The organism is Burkholderia sp. Tr-20355, assembly GCF_017104685.1.
Classification (GTDB): domain Bacteria; phylum Pseudomonadota; class Gammaproteobacteria; order Burkholderiales; family Burkholderiaceae; genus Burkholderia; species Burkholderia seminalis.
The window spans coordinates 1-14,551 of the sequence record NZ_JAAGPK010000072.1; the positions used below are offsets into that span (position 1 = coordinate 1).

At 61.1% G+C, this 14,551-nt stretch carries 27 protein-coding genes; all 27 read right to left on the reverse strand.

Annotated elements, in window-relative coordinates:
- A partial coding sequence (gene dsbD / locus G3N62_RS19235; protein WP_206141282.1) for a protein-disulfide reductase DsbD occupies positions 1-1,475 on the reverse strand: 1,475 nt, incomplete at its 3' end.
- Complete coding sequence (cutA, locus tag G3N62_RS19240; protein WP_034189858.1) at positions 1,468-1,794, reverse strand: divalent-cation tolerance protein CutA; 327 nt, start codon at positions 1,792-1,794, stop codon at positions 1,468-1,470. The genes dsbD and cutA, both read right to left, overlap by 8 nt.
- Before the next feature lie 201 nt (positions 1,795-1,995).
- Positions 1,996-2,391, reverse strand: a complete 396-nt coding sequence (gene rplQ / locus G3N62_RS19245) for a 50S ribosomal protein L17 (RefSeq protein ID WP_006477175.1) — start codon at positions 2,389-2,391, stop codon at positions 1,996-1,998.
- A gap of 137 nt (positions 2,392-2,528) precedes the next feature.
- Positions 2,529-3,506, reverse strand: coding sequence for a DNA-directed RNA polymerase subunit alpha (rpoA, locus tag G3N62_RS19250; RefSeq protein ID WP_006477176.1), 978 nt, complete (start codon positions 3,504-3,506; stop codon positions 2,529-2,531).
- 124 nt (positions 3,507-3,630) lie between these two features.
- Entirely contained in the window at positions 3,631-4,254 is a 624-nt protein-coding gene (gene rpsD, locus G3N62_RS19255; protein WP_006477177.1) for a 30S ribosomal protein S4, read from the reverse strand.
- Between the two features lie 154 nt (positions 4,255-4,408).
- The gene (rpsK, locus tag G3N62_RS19260; protein WP_004197937.1) at positions 4,409-4,810 is read right to left on the reverse strand and encodes a 30S ribosomal protein S11; all 402 of its coding nucleotides are present in this window, start codon (positions 4,808-4,810) and stop codon (positions 4,409-4,411) included.
- 28 nt (positions 4,811-4,838) lie between these two features.
- The gene (gene rpsM, locus G3N62_RS19265) at positions 4,839-5,204 is read right to left on the reverse strand and encodes a 30S ribosomal protein S13 (protein ID WP_006477178.1); all 366 of its coding nucleotides are present in this window, start codon (positions 5,202-5,204) and stop codon (positions 4,839-4,841) included.
- A gap of 38 nt (positions 5,205-5,242) precedes the next feature.
- Positions 5,243-5,359 (reverse strand): 50S ribosomal protein L36, encoded by a 117-nt coding sequence (rpmJ, locus tag G3N62_RS19270; protein ID WP_004199844.1) that lies wholly within the window; start codon positions 5,357-5,359, stop codon positions 5,243-5,245.
- Between the two features lie 20 nt (positions 5,360-5,379).
- Positions 5,380-5,598, reverse strand: coding sequence for a translation initiation factor IF-1 (infA, locus tag G3N62_RS19275; protein WP_004521905.1), 219 nt, complete (start codon positions 5,596-5,598; stop codon positions 5,380-5,382).
- 5 nt (positions 5,599-5,603) lie between these two features.
- On the reverse strand, positions 5,604-6,953 hold the full coding sequence (gene secY / locus G3N62_RS19280; RefSeq protein ID WP_006482915.1) for a preprotein translocase subunit SecY: 1,350 nt from the start codon (positions 6,951-6,953) through the stop codon (positions 5,604-5,606).
- A 42-nt stretch (positions 6,954-6,995) separates the two neighbouring features.
- Positions 6,996-7,430 carry a 50S ribosomal protein L15 gene (gene rplO / locus G3N62_RS19285; protein WP_006482880.1) on the reverse strand — a complete coding sequence of 145 codons (435 nt, stop codon included), beginning with the start codon at positions 7,428-7,430 and terminating at the stop codon, positions 6,996-6,998.
- Positions 7,431-7,456: 26 nt separating this feature from the next.
- On the reverse strand, positions 7,457-7,639 hold the full coding sequence (gene rpmD, locus G3N62_RS19290; RefSeq protein WP_006400644.1) for a 50S ribosomal protein L30: 183 nt from the start codon (positions 7,637-7,639) through the stop codon (positions 7,457-7,459).
- Between the two features lie 15 nt (positions 7,640-7,654).
- A complete protein-coding gene (gene rpsE / locus G3N62_RS19295) occupies positions 7,655-8,173 on the reverse strand; it encodes a 30S ribosomal protein S5 (protein WP_006482895.1) in 519 nt (172 codons plus the stop codon).
- Positions 8,174-8,187: 14 nt separating this feature from the next.
- Positions 8,188-8,553: a 50S ribosomal protein L18 gene (gene rplR / locus G3N62_RS19300; protein ID WP_006477183.1), complete on the reverse strand. Its 366-nt coding sequence runs from the start codon at positions 8,551-8,553 to the stop codon at positions 8,188-8,190.
- Positions 8,554-8,565: 12 nt separating this feature from the next.
- A complete protein-coding gene (rplF, locus tag G3N62_RS19305) occupies positions 8,566-9,096 on the reverse strand; it encodes a 50S ribosomal protein L6 (RefSeq protein ID WP_006477184.1) in 531 nt (176 codons plus the stop codon).
- Between the two features lie 18 nt (positions 9,097-9,114).
- On the reverse strand, positions 9,115-9,510 hold the full coding sequence (gene rpsH / locus G3N62_RS19310) for a 30S ribosomal protein S8 (protein WP_006477185.1): 396 nt from the start codon (positions 9,508-9,510) through the stop codon (positions 9,115-9,117).
- Positions 9,511-9,524: 14 nt separating this feature from the next.
- Positions 9,525-9,830 (reverse strand): 30S ribosomal protein S14, encoded by a 306-nt coding sequence (rpsN, locus tag G3N62_RS19315; RefSeq protein ID WP_006482884.1) that lies wholly within the window; start codon positions 9,828-9,830, stop codon positions 9,525-9,527.
- A gap of 7 nt (positions 9,831-9,837) precedes the next feature.
- Complete coding sequence (rplE, locus tag G3N62_RS19320; protein WP_006477186.1) at positions 9,838-10,377, reverse strand: 50S ribosomal protein L5; 540 nt, start codon at positions 10,375-10,377, stop codon at positions 9,838-9,840.
- A gap of 16 nt (positions 10,378-10,393) precedes the next feature.
- On the reverse strand, positions 10,394-10,702 hold the full coding sequence (rplX, locus tag G3N62_RS19325) for a 50S ribosomal protein L24 (protein ID WP_006477187.1): 309 nt from the start codon (positions 10,700-10,702) through the stop codon (positions 10,394-10,396).
- Between the two features lie 9 nt (positions 10,703-10,711).
- Positions 10,712-11,080 carry a 50S ribosomal protein L14 gene (gene rplN / locus G3N62_RS19330; protein WP_006752929.1) on the reverse strand — a complete coding sequence of 123 codons (369 nt, stop codon included), beginning with the start codon at positions 11,078-11,080 and terminating at the stop codon, positions 10,712-10,714.
- Positions 11,081-11,389: 309 nt separating this feature from the next.
- Positions 11,390-11,662: a 30S ribosomal protein S17 gene (gene rpsQ, locus G3N62_RS19335; protein WP_006752928.1), complete on the reverse strand. Its 273-nt coding sequence runs from the start codon at positions 11,660-11,662 to the stop codon at positions 11,390-11,392.
- Positions 11,659-11,853 (reverse strand): 50S ribosomal protein L29, encoded by a 195-nt coding sequence (gene rpmC, locus G3N62_RS19340; protein WP_006400652.1) that lies wholly within the window; start codon positions 11,851-11,853, stop codon positions 11,659-11,661. The genes rpsQ and rpmC overlap by 4 nt, the downstream gene beginning before the upstream one ends.
- 9 nt (positions 11,854-11,862) lie before the next feature.
- Positions 11,863-12,279, reverse strand: a complete 417-nt coding sequence (gene rplP / locus G3N62_RS19345; protein WP_006482873.1) for a 50S ribosomal protein L16 — start codon at positions 12,277-12,279, stop codon at positions 11,863-11,865.
- Between the two features lie 2 nt (positions 12,280-12,281).
- The gene (gene rpsC, locus G3N62_RS19350) at positions 12,282-13,082 is read right to left on the reverse strand and encodes a 30S ribosomal protein S3 (protein WP_006482899.1); all 801 of its coding nucleotides are present in this window, start codon (positions 13,080-13,082) and stop codon (positions 12,282-12,284) included.
- 11 nt (positions 13,083-13,093) lie between these two features.
- A complete protein-coding gene (gene rplV, locus G3N62_RS19355; protein ID WP_004199272.1) occupies positions 13,094-13,423 on the reverse strand; it encodes a 50S ribosomal protein L22 in 330 nt (109 codons plus the stop codon).
- Between the two features lie 12 nt (positions 13,424-13,435).
- Positions 13,436-13,711, reverse strand: a complete 276-nt coding sequence (rpsS, locus tag G3N62_RS19360; RefSeq protein ID WP_004199273.1) for a 30S ribosomal protein S19 — start codon at positions 13,709-13,711, stop codon at positions 13,436-13,438.
- 10 nt (positions 13,712-13,721) lie between these two features.
- Positions 13,722-14,549 (reverse strand): 50S ribosomal protein L2, encoded by an 828-nt coding sequence (gene rplB / locus G3N62_RS19365; RefSeq protein ID WP_006482900.1) that lies wholly within the window; start codon positions 14,547-14,549, stop codon positions 13,722-13,724.
- Positions 14,550-14,551 lie beyond the last annotated feature (2 nt).

The following is a 14,551-nucleotide window of genomic DNA, read 5'->3' on the forward strand; positions in this document are numbered from 1 at the left end:
TCGCCGGCGGCCGCAGCGCCGCCGGACGCCGCCGTGCGTGCCGCCAGCACGGCCAGCGGCTTCACGGGATCCGTCGAGCCGGCCGCCAGGCCGACGAGCAGCGTCGCGGCCCAGATCGCGAGCGCGGCGCCAAGGCCCCTGCCGAGGCGGCGCCAGATCGACGCGGCGCCGGCATTTGGCGTGAACAGGCCGAGCGCCGCGGCCGCGACCAGCAGCCACAACGCGGCGAGCACCATCTTCAGGCCGCCTGCCAGCACCGGCCACACGATCCACAGCGCGGCCGCGAGCAGCACGATGCCGAAGAACACCTTCACGCCGTCCATCCACGCGCCTGCGCGCGGCAGCACCGTCCCGGCACCGACGCCGACGACCAGCAGCGGCACGCCGAGCCCCAGCCCCATCGCGAACAGCGCCGCCCCGCCGAGCAGTGCATTGCCGGTGTGCGCAATGAAGGCGAGCACGGCGAACAGCGGCGCCGTCATGCATGCGCCGACGACCAGCGCCGACAACGCGCCCATCGCCGCGACCGCGACGAAGTGGCCGCCCTGTCGCGCGCTCGAGGCTTCGGCCGCGCCGTTCTGCCAGCGTGCGGGCAACGCAATATCCTTGCCCGAGATCAGCGATACCGCGAACGCGGTCAGCAGCACGCCGAACGCGCCGAGCACCCACGGGTTCTGCAGCCACGCGCCGAGGCTCTGGCCGACCAGTGCCGCGGCAATGCCGAGCACCGTGTAGACGAGCGCCATGCCGACCACATAGGTCAGCGACAGCGCGAGGCCGCGTGCATGTGTCGCCCGCGTGCCCTGGCCGATGATGATCGCGGACACGATCGGGATCATCGGGTACGAGCAGGGCAGGAGGCTCAGCACGACACCCGCGACGAAATACAGGGCGACGATCGTGAAGAAGCCGTGGCCTTCGAGCAGCGACTGCGCGAAATCGGCGCTCGTGACCTTGTCGAACCAGCTGCCCGCGGCCGCCGCGTCTCCACTGGACGACGACGCGGCGCCGAGCGCCGCACCGCCGACCTTCACGACGTGCTCGGCCGGCGGATAGCAGATCCCTTCGTCCGCACAGCCCTGCGACGTCACCGCGAGGTCGAACGGCCCGGCCGCCTGCTTCACCGGCACGTGGATGACGACTTCGTCGCGATAGGTCTCGACGTTCTTCTGGAACGTCTGGTCGAACTTCACGTGGCCGGCCGGGAATTGCGGCTCGCCAAGCGTCGCCTGTCCGCTCTTCACCGCGAACGCGAACCGCTCGCGGTACAGGTAATAGCCGTTGGCGACCTTGAAGCGGACGTCCACCTGCCCCGGCGACTCGCTCGCGCTGAACTTGAACGCGACCGACGGATCGAGGAAATCGTCGGCCGCGCGCGCGACCGACAGGCCGCCCAGCATGACCGCGAACGACAACAGGACTGCCAGGAACCGCAGCGCGCGCACGCGCACGGAAAGCGCCATACCGTTAAACATGAAATAGACGTTGAGTTTCGCTGGTCACCCACTGGCCATACGCGGCCGACGCCGTCGTTTGCCACGAGACGATTTCGGGCGTCTCGTACGGATGATGCGCGAGAATAAATCGCTCCAGTTCGAGCGCCCGCACGGGGCTCGTCTTGAACAGCAACTGGATCTCGTCGGCCGTTTCGACCTTGCCCTGCCAGTGATAGCGCGACTTGATCGCGCCGAGCTCCGACACGCATGCGGCCAGCCGCGCGTCGAGCGCGCCATCGGACAGCGCTGCAGCCGTCGCCGCATCGGGCACCGTCGTCAGCATCAGCACCACTATCATCCGCGCCCTCCTGGCTGGTCTACCGGCTCCGGCCGGCGCGGATTGCCTGTCCTCGGATCGCGTCGGTTGCCCGTATCGTAGCGCAGCCCGCGCAATGCTGCCGGCGCCGGCCTGCGACAATCGATCGCAGCCGGCAGCTCGAAAACAAAAAGGGCCAAGCAATTGCTCGGCCCTTTTCAGATACTGCGGCGTACCGGAAGCTTACTCGGCTTCTTGCACGTTTTCCGTTTCGTCGACTTCCGGACGGTCGAGCAGTTCGACCAGTGCCATCGGTGCGTTGTCGCCCACGCGGAAGCCGAACTTCAGCACGCGCAGGTAGCCGCCCGGACGGTTCGCGAAACGCGGACCGAGCACGTCGAACAGCTTCGCCACCGAGTCACGATCGCGCAGGCGGTTGAACGCCAGGCGACGGTTTGCCAGCGACGGCTTCTTGCCGAGCGTGATCAGCGGCTCGACGACTTTACGGAGTTCCTTCGCCTTCGGCAGCGTCGTCTTGATGACTTCGTGCTCGATCAGCGAGTTGGACATGTTACGGAGCATAGCCAGACGGTGGCTGCTCGTGCGGTTCAGTTTCCGCAGACCATGACGATGGCGCATTTCAGTTTCCTTGATTCAAAGTTTTGATCCAGCTCTTCTATCGCACCCCGAGGGTGCACGGGCCGGTAGCGAAAAAAAGCAAGATGCGGATTTTAAAGGAAAATCCGCATCTTTGCCAACTACAGCAACAACCGGGCTTACTTGTCGAGACCAGCCGGCGGCCAGTTCTCGAGCTTCATGCCCAGCGTGAGACCGCGCGAAGCGAGCACTTCCTTGATCTCGTTGAGCGACTTGCGACCGAGGTTCGGCGTCTTCAGCAGCTCGTTTTCCGTGCGCTGGATCAGGTCGCCGATGTAGTAGATGTTCTCGGCCTTCAGGCAGTTCGCCGAACGAACCGTCAGCTCGAGATCGTCCACCGGACGCAGCAGGATCGGGTCGATCTGCGGCGCGCGCGACGGTGCTTCGGCTGCCGTTTCCGTGCCTTCCAGCGCCGCGAACACGGACAGCTGGTCGACCAGGATGCGGGCCGATTGACGGATCGCTTCTTCCGGCGTGATCACGCCGCTCGTCTCGATGTTCATCACGAGCTTGTCGAGGTCGGTACGCTGCTCGACACGTGCGCTTTCGACCGCGTAGCTCACGCGGCGAACCGGCGAGAACGATGCGTCGAGGACGATGCGGCCGATGATCTTGGCCGTGTCTTCGCCATAACGACGGACGTTGCCGGGCACATAGCCGCGACCCTTTTCGATCTTGATCTGAACGTCGAGCTTGCCGCCCTTCGACAGGTGCGCAATCACGTGATTCGGGTTGATGACTTCGCAATCGTGGGCCAGCTCGATATCGCCGGCCGTGACAACGCCTTCACCTTCCTTGCGCAGCGTAACCGTCACTTCGTCACGGTTATGCAGCTTGAACACCACGCCCTTCAGGTTCAGCAGCAGGTTGACGACGTCTTCCTGCACACCGTCCAGCGTCGAGTACTCGTGCACCACGCCTGCGATCGTGACTTCGGTCGGCGCGTAGCCAACCATCGACGACAGCAGCACGCGGCGAAGCGCATTGCCCAAGGTATGGCCGTAACCGCGTTCGAACGGTTCCATGACCACCCGCGCGTGGTTCTCGCCCAGCGATTCCACGGCGATGATCTTGGGTTTCAGCAAACTGGTTTGCATGGGTTTTCCTTTTCAATACCCTCGGCTCGTTACACCGATAAGGCTGACCGGTAACAACCAGAAAATAAACAGCCGAGGCCCTTCCTTGCGCAACGCAATCGGGGTACCTCGGCCGTCAATCGGATTAACGCGAATACAATTCGACGATCAGGCTTTCGTTGATGTCGCCTGCGATCTCGGCGCGTTCCGGCATTTGCTTGAACGTGCCTTCGAACTTCTTCGCATCGACTGCAACCCAGCTCGGCATGCCGCCTTGCTCGGCCAGCGACAGCGCTTCGACGATACGCGCTTGCTTCTTCGCCTTTTCGCGGATCGCGACGACGTCACCTGCCTTCACTTGCTGCGACGGGACGTTTGCGACGACGCCGTTCACGGTGATTGACTTGTGGCTCACCAGCTGACGCGCTTCAGCGCGGGTCGAGCCGAAGCCCATGCGATACACGACGTTGTCGAGGCGCGACTCGAGCAGTTGCAGCAGGTTTTCACCCGTGTTGCCCTTGCGGCGGTCGGCTTCAGCGAAGTAGCGGCGGAACTGACGCTCCAGCACGCCGTAGATGCGCTTGACCTTCTGCTTTTCACGCAGCTGCGTACCGTAGTCGGACGTACGTGCGCCCGAGGTACGGCCGTGCTGGCCCGGCTTGCTGTCGAGCTTGCACTTGTCGGCGAGCGAGCGGCGTGCGCTCTTCAGGAACAGGTCGGTGCCTTCACGGCGGGACAGCTTGGCTTTGGGGCCGATATAACGTGCCACTTTGCATTCCTTTATCAATCAGTCACGCGAACCGAAATCCGCGCTAGTCCGCTCCCTTTGGGGCGAACGGTGGGCTTAGTCAATCAAAAAAGCAACGCCCGTCGACGCTGAGCGGCGACAGGCAATGCGCTAGCACGAACGTGCCAGCACATCCTTAGATACGACGACGCTTCGGCGGACGGCAGCCGTTGTGCGGAATCGGGGTGACGTCCGAAATCGCGGTGATCTTGATGCCGAGGCCGTGCAGTGCGCGCACTGCCGACTCGCGACCCGGGCCCGGGCCCTTGATCCGCACTTCCAGATTCTTCACGCCGTATTCCATCGCGACGCGGCCAGCCGACTCGGCTGCGACCTGAGCAGCGAACGGCGTCGATTTGCGCGAGCCCTTGAAGCCCTGACCGCCCGACGTCGCCCATGCCAGAGCGTTGCCTTGGCGATCGGTGATCGTGATGATCGTATTGTTGAACGACGCGTGAACGTGAACCACGCCTTCAGCGACGTTCTTCTTAACCTTCTTGCGAACGCGTTGCGCCGCGGTGTTCGAAGCCTTAGCCATTACGTTTTCCTGTAACTGTCAGTTCCGCTTACTTCTTCAGCGCTTGCGCTGCACGACGCGGACCCTTACGGGTACGTGCGTTCGTACGCGTACGCTGACCGCGCATCGGCAGGCCCTTGCGATGACGGACGCCACGGTAGCAACCGAGGTCCATCAGGCGCTTGATGTTCATCGTCACTTCACGGCGCAGATCGCCTTCGACGACAAACTTGCCCACTTCTTCACGCAGCTTTTCCAGGTCTGCGTCGGTCAGATCCTTGACCTTCTTCGAAAAATCGACGCCAGCTGCCACGCAGATGCTGCGCGAACGGGTGCGGCCGACACCAAAGATAGCCGTCAGGCCGATCTCGGTGTGCTGGTGATTCGGGATGTTAACCCCTGCGATACGAGCCATTGTTTTTCCTCAAACAAAAAGCGCAAACAAACGCGCGGTCAGCCTTGGCGCTGCTTGTGGCGCGGATCCGAGCTGCAGATCACGCGAACGACGCCTTTGCGCTTGATGATCTTGCAATTGCGGCAAATGCGCTTAACCGATGCCATCACTTTCATGATAATACCCTTTTTTCAAATCACTTCGCCCGGAACACGATCCGCGCACGAGACAGATCGTAAGGCGTCAACTCAACCGTCACCTTGTCGCCCGGCAGGATACGGATGTAGTGCATCCGCATCTTCCCGGAAATATGTCCCAATACGACATGGCCGTTTTCCAGCTTCACACGGAAGGTCGCATTCGGGAGGTTTTCAATCACCTCTCCCTGCATCTGGATTACATCGTCTTTGGCCATAGTCCTTAACGCATCGGGATGTTGCCGCCCTTGAAGTTCGCCTTCTTGAGCAGAGACTCATACTGTTGCGACATAACGTACGACTGCACCTGCGCCATAAAGTCCATCGTGACGACGACAATGATCAGCAGCGACGTTCCACCAAAATAAAACGGCACGTTCCAGCGCAGCACCAGAAATTCCGGCAGCAGACACACGAAGACGATGTAGATCGCACCGGCCAGCGTCAGACGCGTGAGGATGCGGTCGATATATCGTGCGGTCTGATCGCCCGGACGGATGCCCGGAACAAACGCGCCGCTCTTCTTCAGGTTGTCCGCGGTTTCCCTGCTGTTGAACACCAGTGCGGTGTAGAAGAAGCAGAAAAACACGATCGCCAGCGTGTACAGCAGCACATAGACCGGCTGGCCCGGCTTCAGCGCTTCCGCTACGTTATGCAACGTATTGGAAATCCAGCTTCCCGTCGGCTGACCGGTACTGAACCAGCCGAGAATCGTCGCCGGGAACAGGATGATCGACGATGCAAAGATCGGCGGAATCACGCCCGACATGTTCAACTTCAGCGGCAGATGCGACGACTGCCCACCGTAGATCTTGTTGCCGACCTGGCGCTTCGCGTAGTTCACGAGGATCTTGCGCTGACCGCGTTCGATGAACACGACCAGGTAAGTCACCGCGGCGATCAGAACGACGATGATGATCGCCGAAATGATGCTCATCGAACCCGTACGCACCAGCTCGAACAACCCACCCACGGCATTCGGGAACCCTGCTGCGATCCCGCCGAAGATGATGATCGAGATACCGTTGCCCAGACCACGCTCGGTAATCTGCTCGCCGAGCCACATCAGGAACATCGTACCGGTAACCAGCGTCACGACCGTCGTCAGACGGAACAGCATGCCGGGGTCGGTGACGAGGCCCGGCTGGTTTTCCAGCGCGGCCGCGATACCGAACGCCTGGAAGGTCGCGAGCACCACGGTGAAATACCGCGTGTACTGCGTGATCTTCCGTTGCCCTGCCTGCCCTTCCTTCTTCAGCGCCTCGAGCTGCGGCGATACGATCGCCAGCAACTGCATGATGATCGACGCCGAAATGTACGGCATGATCCCCAGCGCAAAGATCGTGAAGCGGGAAAGCGCGCCACCCGAGAACATGTTGAACATGCCCAGGATGCCGCCCGCCTGGCTCTGGAACAGCTTAGCCAGTTGATCCGGATCGATGCCCGGCACGGGAATGTGCGCGCCGATGCGATAGACGATCAGCGCCAGGAGCAGGAACATCGCTCGCCGACGCAGATCGCCGAATTTCGCCGTGCTTCGACCGGGTTTTGCAAGACTCGGGCTGTTAGCCAAGTACCTTCTCCGATGAATGCAAGTGACGACGCGCTACGCGTGTCACTCGGCGAACGAACCGCCGGCCGCTTCGATCGCAGCGCGCGCACCCTTGGTGGCACCGAGACCCTTCACGACGATCTTGCGCTTCAGTTCGCCCGTCGCGATGATCTTTGCGCTCTTCGTCAGCTCGCCGACCAGGCCGGCTTGCTTCAGTGCGAGCAGATCGATCTCGTCGACCGGCAGCTTCTCGAGGTCGCCCAGGCGCACTTCACCGACGAATTCCTTCGTCAGCGACGTGAAGCCGCGCTTCGGCAGACGACGTTGCAGCGGCATCTGACCGCCTTCGAAACCGACTTTGTGGAAGCCGCCCGAACGCGATTTCTGACCCTTGTGACCACGGCCAGCCGTCTTGCCGAGGCCCGAACCGATGCCACGACCGACGCGACGCTTGGCGTGCTTGGCGCCAGCGGCCGGCTTCAGGTTATTCAATTCCATATCAACTCCTTGATCCGTAGGGCCGCTTACGCGATGACCTTAACGAGGTACGAGACCTTGTTGATCATGCCGCGGACCGCCGGCGTGTCCTGGAGCTCGCTGACCGAATTGAGTCGGCGCAGGCCCAGACCACGCACGGTCGCGCGGTGCGATTCGCGGGTCCCGATCAGGCTCTTAACGAGCTGAACCTTGACAGTTTTTTCAGACATGGTGACCACCCGGGCTTAGCCCAAAATTTCTTCGACGGACTTGCCGCGCTTCGCCGCGATGTCTGCCGGGGTGGACTGCTTGCGCAGGCCGTCCAGCGTGGCGCGAACGAGGTTGTACGGGTTCGTCGAACCGTGGCTCTTCGCCACGACGTTCTGAACGCCCATCACGTCGAACACTGCGCGCATCGGGCCGCCGGCGATCACGCCCGTACCTGCCTTCGCCGGAGCGAGGAGGACGGCCGATGCGCCGTGCTTGCCGTGCACTTCGTGTTGCAGCGTGCCGTTCTTGAGCGGCACCTTGAACATGTTGCGGCGAGCTTGTTCCATTGCCTTCTGGACAGCGACCGGCACTTCCTTCGCCTTGCCCTTGCCCATACCGATGCGGCCATCACCGTCGCCAACCACGGTCAGTGCGGCGAAGCCGAGAATACGGCCACCCTTCACGACCTTGGTCACGCGATTGACCGAAATCATCTTTTCGCGAAGGCCGTCGTCGCGCTCGTCAGCCTGAACTTTCGCTTGCATCTTTGCCATGACGAATTCCTTCCTTAGAACTTGAGCCCAGCTTCGCGAGCTGCCTCAGCCAGCGCCTTGACGCGGCCGTGGTAGCGGAAGCCCGAGCGGTCGAAGGCGACGGATTCGATGCCGGCAGCCTTTGCCTTCTCGGCAATACGCTTGCCGATCAGCGTCGCGGCATTCACGTTGCCGCCCTTGCCCGACTTGTCGGCCAGTTCGGCGCGCACTTCTGCTTCGAGCGTCGACGCGCTGGCGAGCACCTTGGTGCCGCAGGGCGAGAACACTTGAGCGTAGATGTGCGTGTTCGTGCGATGCACGGCGAGACGCGCGACCTGCAGCTCAGCGATCTTGATACGCGTCTGGCGAGCGCGGCGCAGGCGAGATTGAGTCTTATCCATGATTGCGCACCCTTACTTCTTCTTCGTTTCTTTGAGGATCACAACCTCGTCGGCATAACGCACGCCCTTGCCCTTGTAGGGCTCCGGCGGACGGTAACCGCGGACTTCCGCAGCCACTTGACCGACTTGTTGCTTGTTGATCCCCTTGATCACGATTTCGGTTTGCGTCGGGGTTTCAGCCTTGACGCCTTCCGGCATCTGGTGCACCACCGGGTGCGAGAAACCCAGCGACAGGTTCAGCTTGTCGCCTTGCGCTTGCGCACGGTAACCGACGCCAACCAGCGTCAGCTTGCGCTCGAAACCCTTGGTCACGCCGTGCACGGCATTCGCGATGATCGCGCGCATCGTGCCCGACAGTGCATTTGCTTCGCGGCTTTCGTCGACCGGCGACAGATTCAGCGTGCCGTCGTTGTTCGCCACGTTCACGAGCGGATTGATCGCTTGCGTGATGGTGCCCAGCGGGCCCTTGACGGTGATAGCACCGTCGGCCAGCTTGACTTCCGCGCCTTGCAGCGCGATCGGGCTCTTACCTACTCGAGACATGTTTCTCTCTCCTCGGCTTTAAGCGACGTAGCAGATGACTTCGCCGCCGACGCCGGTAGCGCGCGCCTTGCGGTCAGTCATCACGCCCTTCGGCGTCGACACGATAGCCACGCCGAGGCCGTTCATGACCTGCGGAATGTCGTTACGGCCGCGGTACACGCGCAGACCAGGCTTCGACACGCGCTCGAGGCGTTCGATGACCGGGCGACCTGCGTAGTACTTCAGCGCGATATTCAGTTCGGACTTCGCACCTTCCGCCTTCACGGCGAAATCGTCGATATAACCTTCGTCCTTGAGGACTTGCGCGATTGCAACCTTGACCTTCGACGAGGGCATCGCAACCGATACCTTCTCGACCATCTGCGCGTTGCGGATGCGAGTCAGCATATCGGCGATAGGATCACTCATGCTCATTTACGTTTCTCCTATTACCAGCTCGCCTTGGTCAGGCCAGGAATCTCGCCACGGAATGCGATTTCACGAATCTTGTTACGCGCGAGGCCGAATTTACGGAACGTGCCACGCGGACGGCCCGTGATCGCGCAGCGGTTACGCTGGCGGGTCGGGTTTGCGTTGCGGGGCAGTTGCTGCAGCTCCAGGCGTGCTTCGTAGCGCTCTTCTTCCGACTTGCTTTGGTCTTCGACGATCGCCTTCAGCGCTTCGCGCTTTGCTGCGAACTTCGCGACCAGGCGGGCGCGCTTCTTTTCACGTTCGATCAGTGCCAGTTTAGCCACGGTAACCTCAGTTTCTGAACGGGAACTTGAAGCTGGCGAGCAGAGCCTTTGCTTCGTCGTCGGTCTTCGCAGTCGTCGTGATGCTGATGTTCAGCCCACGCAGTGCGTCGATCTTGTCGTAGTCGATTTCGGGGAAAATGATCTGCTCTTTCACACCGATGTTGTAGTTGCCACGGCCATCGAACGCACGACCCGACACGCCGCGGAAATCTCGCACGCGGGGCAGGGCAACGGTCACGAAACGGTCGAGGAATTCGTACATCGCCTGGCCACGCAGCGTCACCATCGCGCCGATCGGGTAACCCTGGCGGATCTTGAAGCCAGCGATTGCCTTGCGTGCCTTCGTGACGACCGGCTTCTGGCCGGCGATCTTCGTGAGGTCGCCAACGGCGTTCTCGATGATCTTCTTGTCAGCGATCGCTTCGCCAAGACCCATGTTCAGCGTGATCTTGGTGATGCGCGGCACTTCCATGACCGACTTGTAACCGAACTTCTCGATCAGGCCGGGCACAACCTTTTCTTTGTAAAACTCTTGAAAACGAGCCATTTTTTACTCCGCTGCGTCAGGCGCTCAGTACGGCACCGGTCGTCTTCAGGAAGCGAACCTTCTTGCCTTCCTCGACCTTGATGCCAACACGCGACGCCTTGCCATTCGCGTCGACCAGTGCGACGTTCGAAATATGCAGGGGCATCGTCTTCGCTTCCACGCCACCCGTCGTACCCTTCATCGGGTTCGGCTTCACATGCTTCTTGACGAGGTTGATACCCTCAACCGTCACATGCTCAGCACCGACAGCCAGCACGACGCCGCGCTTGCCCTTGTCCTTGCCAGTGACGACGATCACTTCGTCGCCTTTGCGAATCTTGTTCATCGCGACTCCTTACAGCACTTCCGGCGCCAGCGAAACGATCTTCATGAATCGTTCGCTACGCAGCTCACGCGTCACCGGCCCGAAGATACGGGTGCCGATCGGCTCGAGCTTGTTATTCAAAAGCACAGCGGCGTTGCCGTCGAACTTGATCAGCGAGCCGTCTTGACGGCGCACGCCCTTGGCGGTGCGGACCACCACGGCGTTGTAAATTTCGCCTTTCTTCACGCGCCCGCGCGGCGTTGCCTCTTTGACGGTCACCTTGATGATGTCGCCAATGCCGGCATAACGACGCTTCGAGCCGCCGAGCACCTTGATGCACATGACTTCACGCGCACCCGTGTTGTCGGCTACTTCGAGCCGAGATTCGGTCTGGATCATGGTTTGTCTTTCCCAACTTAATCCGGATGCACCACCATGATGCATTCGGTCAGTCTTGGTCCCGTCAGCCAATCGGCTGCTTGGGTTGGAACAGCAGCGACGGCAAACGAAACCCGCCATCGCAATTCGGTGAATCTTTCGGACAGGCAGGCGCCAGTCCGCTTCCCCCACCAACTTCGCCCGCGACGGGGCTCCCATAAAGAGGGAAGACCAGGATTATAACAAATAATCCTGGTCACGCAAGCAAAAACTTTGCGATTTCAAGCACTTCGAGGAGAGGTGCCTGTTACTGCCTACTGCGCTGCCCGCTTAGATGACGCGAGCGGCTTCGACGAGGCGCGACACCGTCCAGGCCTTCGTCTTCGAAACAGGACGAGTTTCCTGGATTTCGACGAGATCGCCTTCGTTGCAGGTGTTCGCTTCATCATGCGCGTGGTACTTCTTCGAGCGCACGACATACTTGCCGTAGATCGGGTGCTTGACGCGGTGCTCGATCAGCACGGTGACGGTCTTGTCCATCTTGTTGCTGACGACCCGACCGACCAGCGTCCGCTTCAGCGAGGTTTTCACGCTATCGTTCATTTCTGGTTCGCCTTCTGAGTCATGACGGTCCGCACACGTGCGATGTCGCGACGAACCTTCTTCAGCTGGCTCGTGTTCGTGAGCTGCTGGGTCGCGAGTTGCATGCGCAGGCCGAATTGCGCCTTCAGCAGGTCCGCCAGCTCCTTGTTGAGCGCGGCCTGGTCTTTCTGGAGAAGTTCGGAAGCCTTCATGTTTTCTCCTTAGGCGCCGAGCTGGCGCACGATGAATGCCGTCTTCAGCGGCAGCTTGGCTGCAGCCAGACGGAACGCTTCGCGTGCCAGTTCTTCGGTTACGCCGTCCATTTCATAGAGCATCTTGCCCGGCTGAATCTCGGCGACGTAGTACTCCGGGTTACCCTTACCGTTACCCATACGCACTTCGGCCGGCTTCTGCGAAATCGGCTTGTCCGGGAAGATCCGGATCCAGATGCGGCCGCCACGCTTGATGTGACGCGTCATTGCACGACGCGCCGCTTCAATCTGGCGTGCGGTCAAACGACCGCGACCGATCGCCTTCAGGCCGAATTCACCGAACGACACTGCGTTGCCGCGCGTCGCCTTGCCGGTGTTACGACCCTTCTGCTCTTTACGATACTTTCTGCGTTTCGGTTGCAGCATCGTTATTCTCCAGTCTTGCCGTCTTCGGGCTTGCCGGCGCCGCGGCGCGGTGCGCCACGACGAGCACCCGGAGCGCCGCCTTCGCCGTCACGGCGCGGACGACGGTCGCCCGGACGCGCATTGCGACGCGGACGCTTGTCTTCGGCTACTTCTTCCACCACCGGTGCGTCGTTGCGGCCGAGCGTATCGCCCTTGTAGACCCACACCTTGACGCCGATGATCCCGTAAGTCGTCTTCGCTTCCGAAGTCGCGTAGTCGATATCAGCACGCAGCGTGTGAAGGGGCACGCGACCTTCGCGATACCACTCCGTACGAGCGATTTCGATACCGTTCAGACGGCCCGCGCTCATGATCTTGATGCCTTGGGCACCCAGACGCATCGCGTTCTGCATCGCACGCTTCATCGCGCGACGGAACATGATCCGGCGCTCGAGCTGTTGCGTGATCGAGTCAGCGATCAGCTGAGCATCGGTTTCCGGCTTGCGGATTTCCTCGATGTTGACGTGAACCGGCACGCCCATGCGGCGTTGCAGTTCCGTCTTCAGCTGCTCGATATCCTCGCCCTTCTTGCCGATGACCACGCCCGGACGCGAGCTGTAAATCGTGATGCGCGCGTTCTTCGCCGGACGCTCGATGACGACCCGACCGACCGAAGCGTTCTTCAGCTTCTTCTTCAGGTATTCACGAACACCGATGTCTTCCTGCAGCATCGCCGCGAAATTGTTGTTGTTCGCGTACCAACGCGAAGCCCAATTGCGGCTGACAGCCAGGCGGAAGCCAGTCGGATGAATTTTCTGTCCCATCGTATGGCTCCTTAATTCCCGACCGTCACAGTGATGTGACAGGATTGCTTCTCGATGCGGTTACCGCGGCCCTTGGCGCGCGCGGTGAAACGCTTGAGCGATGCAGCCTTGTCGACGTAGATGCTCTTGATCTTGAGCTCGTCGATATCGGCGCCTTCGTTGTGCTCCGCATTCGCGATTGCCGACAGCACAACCTTCTTCACGATGCCAGCCGCCTTCTTCGGCGAGAACGTCAGAACGTTCAGCGCCTTGTCGACCGGCAAACCGCGGATCTGGTCAGCCACAAGGCGCGTTTTTTGCGCCGAGATGCGGGCACCGCGATGAATTGCTTTCACTTCCATCTTGATTGCCCCTTATTTCTTGGCCTTCTTGTCGGCTGCGTGACCCTTGAACGTACGGGTCAGTGCGAACTCGCCAAGCTTGTGGCCGACCATGTTTTCCGAGATGTACACCGGAACGTGTTGACGGCCGTTGTGAACAGCGATCGTCAGGCCGATGAAATCCGGCAGAATCGTCGAGCGACGCGACCAGGTCTTGATCGGCTTTTTGTCGCGCGAAGCTGCAGCCGCCTCAACTTTCTTCAGCAAATGGGCGTCGCAGAACGGACCTTTTTTAACAGAACGTGCCATTGCCTACTCCTTAACGCTTGTGACGGCGCTGGACGATCATCGTCGTCGTGCGCTTGTTGCTGCGGGTGCGGTAACCCTTAGCCGGCGTACCCCACGGGCTCACCGGATCGCGACCTGCAGCCGTCTTGCCCTCACCACCACCGTGCGGGTGATCAACCGGGTTCATCGCAACGCCACGCACCGTCGGGCGGATACCGCGCCAGCGGTTCGCGCCAGCCTTGCCGATCTGGCGCAGGCTATGCTCTTCGTTACCGACTTCACCGATCGTTGCACGGCACTCGATGTGCACGCGGCGGATTTCGCCCGAACGCAGACGAACCTGCGCGTAGACGCCTTCACGTGCCAGCAGCATGGCCGACGTGCCAGCCGAACGCGCCATTTGCGCGCCCTTGCCCGGCAGCATCTCGATGCAGTGGATCGTCGTACCGACCGGAATGTTGCGGATCGGCAGCGTGTTGCCTGCACGGATCGGCGCTTCCGAACCCGACATCAGCTGTTGGCCGACGGTCAGACCCTTCGGGGCGATGATGTAGCGACGCTCGCCGTCTGCGTAGAGCACCAGCGCGATGTTCGCGCTGCGGTTCGGGTCGTACTCGAGACGCTCGACCTTTGCCGGGATGCCATCCTTCGTGCGACGGAAATCGACGATACGGTAGTGCTGCTTGTGACCACCACCCTTGTGACGCGTGGTGATACGACCGTTGTTGTTACGGCCGGCGGTCGAGCTCTGCGAGTCGAGCAGTGCCGCGAACGGCTTGCCCTGGTGCAGGTTCTTGTTGACCACCTTGACCATCGCGCGGCGACCCGGCGATGTCGGCTTAACTTTAACGATTGCCATGA

Bases quoted from the DNA above. Each gene is read 5' to 3' on its own strand.
- cutA (WP_034189858.1), bottom strand. From the start codon at position 1,794: ATGATAGTGGTGCTGATGCTGACGACGGTGCCCGATGCGGCGACGGCT.
- rplQ (WP_006477175.1), bottom strand. From the start codon at position 2,391: ATGCGCCATCGTCATGGTCTGCGGAAACTGAACCGCACGAGCAGCCAC.
- rpoA (WP_006477176.1), bottom strand. From the start codon at position 3,506: ATGCAAACCAGTTTGCTGAAACCCAAGATCATCGCCGTGGAATCGCTG.
- rpsK (WP_004197937.1), bottom strand. From the start codon at position 4,810: ATGGCTAAGGCTTCGAACACCGCGGCGCAACGCGTTCGCAAGAAGGTT.
- rpsM (WP_006477178.1), bottom strand. From the start codon at position 5,204: ATGGCTCGTATCGCAGGGGTTAACATCCCGAATCACCAGCACACCGAG.
- rpmJ (WP_004199844.1), bottom strand. From the start codon at position 5,359: ATGAAAGTGATGGCATCGGTTAAGCGCATTTGCCGCAATTGCAAGATC.
- infA (WP_004521905.1), bottom strand. From the start codon at position 5,598: ATGGCCAAAGACGATGTAATCCAGATGCAGGGAGAGGTGATTGAAAAC.
- rplO (WP_006482880.1), bottom strand. From the start codon at position 7,430: ATGGAATTGAATAACCTGAAGCCGGCCGCTGGCGCCAAGCACGCCAAG.
- rpmD (WP_006400644.1), bottom strand. From the start codon at position 7,639: ATGTCTGAAAAAACTGTCAAGGTTCAGCTCGTTAAGAGCCTGATCGGG.
- rpsE (WP_006482895.1), bottom strand. From the start codon at position 8,173: ATGGCAAAGATGCAAGCGAAAGTTCAGGCTGACGAGCGCGACGACGGC.
- rplR (WP_006477183.1), bottom strand. From the start codon at position 8,553: ATGGATAAGACTCAATCTCGCCTGCGCCGCGCTCGCCAGACGCGTATC.
- rplF (WP_006477184.1), bottom strand. From the start codon at position 9,096: ATGTCTCGAGTAGGTAAGAGCCCGATCGCGCTGCAAGGCGCGGAAGTC.
- rpsH (WP_006477185.1), bottom strand. From the start codon at position 9,510: ATGAGCATGAGTGATCCTATCGCCGATATGCTGACTCGCATCCGCAAC.
- rplE (WP_006477186.1), bottom strand. From the start codon at position 10,377: ATGGCTCGTTTTCAAGAGTTTTACAAAGAAAAGGTTGTGCCCGGCCTG.
- rplX (WP_006477187.1), bottom strand. From the start codon at position 10,702: ATGAACAAGATTCGCAAAGGCGACGAAGTGATCGTCGTCACTGGCAAG.
- rplN (WP_006752929.1), bottom strand. From the start codon at position 11,080: ATGATCCAGACCGAATCTCGGCTCGAAGTAGCCGACAACACGGGTGCG.
- rpsQ (WP_006752928.1), bottom strand. From the start codon at position 11,662: ATGAACGATAGCGTGAAAACCTCGCTGAAGCGGACGCTGGTCGGTCGG.
- rpmC (WP_006400652.1), bottom strand. From the start codon at position 11,853: ATGAAGGCTTCCGAACTTCTCCAGAAAGACCAGGCCGCGCTCAACAAG.
- rplP (WP_006482873.1), bottom strand. From the start codon at position 12,279: ATGCTGCAACCGAAACGCAGAAAGTATCGTAAAGAGCAGAAGGGTCGT.
- rpsC (WP_006482899.1), bottom strand. From the start codon at position 13,082: ATGGGACAGAAAATTCATCCGACTGGCTTCCGCCTGGCTGTCAGCCGC.
- rplV (WP_004199272.1), bottom strand. From the start codon at position 13,423: ATGGAAGTGAAAGCAATTCATCGCGGTGCCCGCATCTCGGCGCAAAAA.
- rpsS (WP_004199273.1), bottom strand. From the start codon at position 13,711: ATGGCACGTTCTGTTAAAAAAGGTCCGTTCTGCGACGCCCATTTGCTG.
- rplB (WP_006482900.1), bottom strand. From the start codon at position 14,549: ATGGCAATCGTTAAAGTTAAGCCGACATCGCCGGGTCGCCGCGCGATG.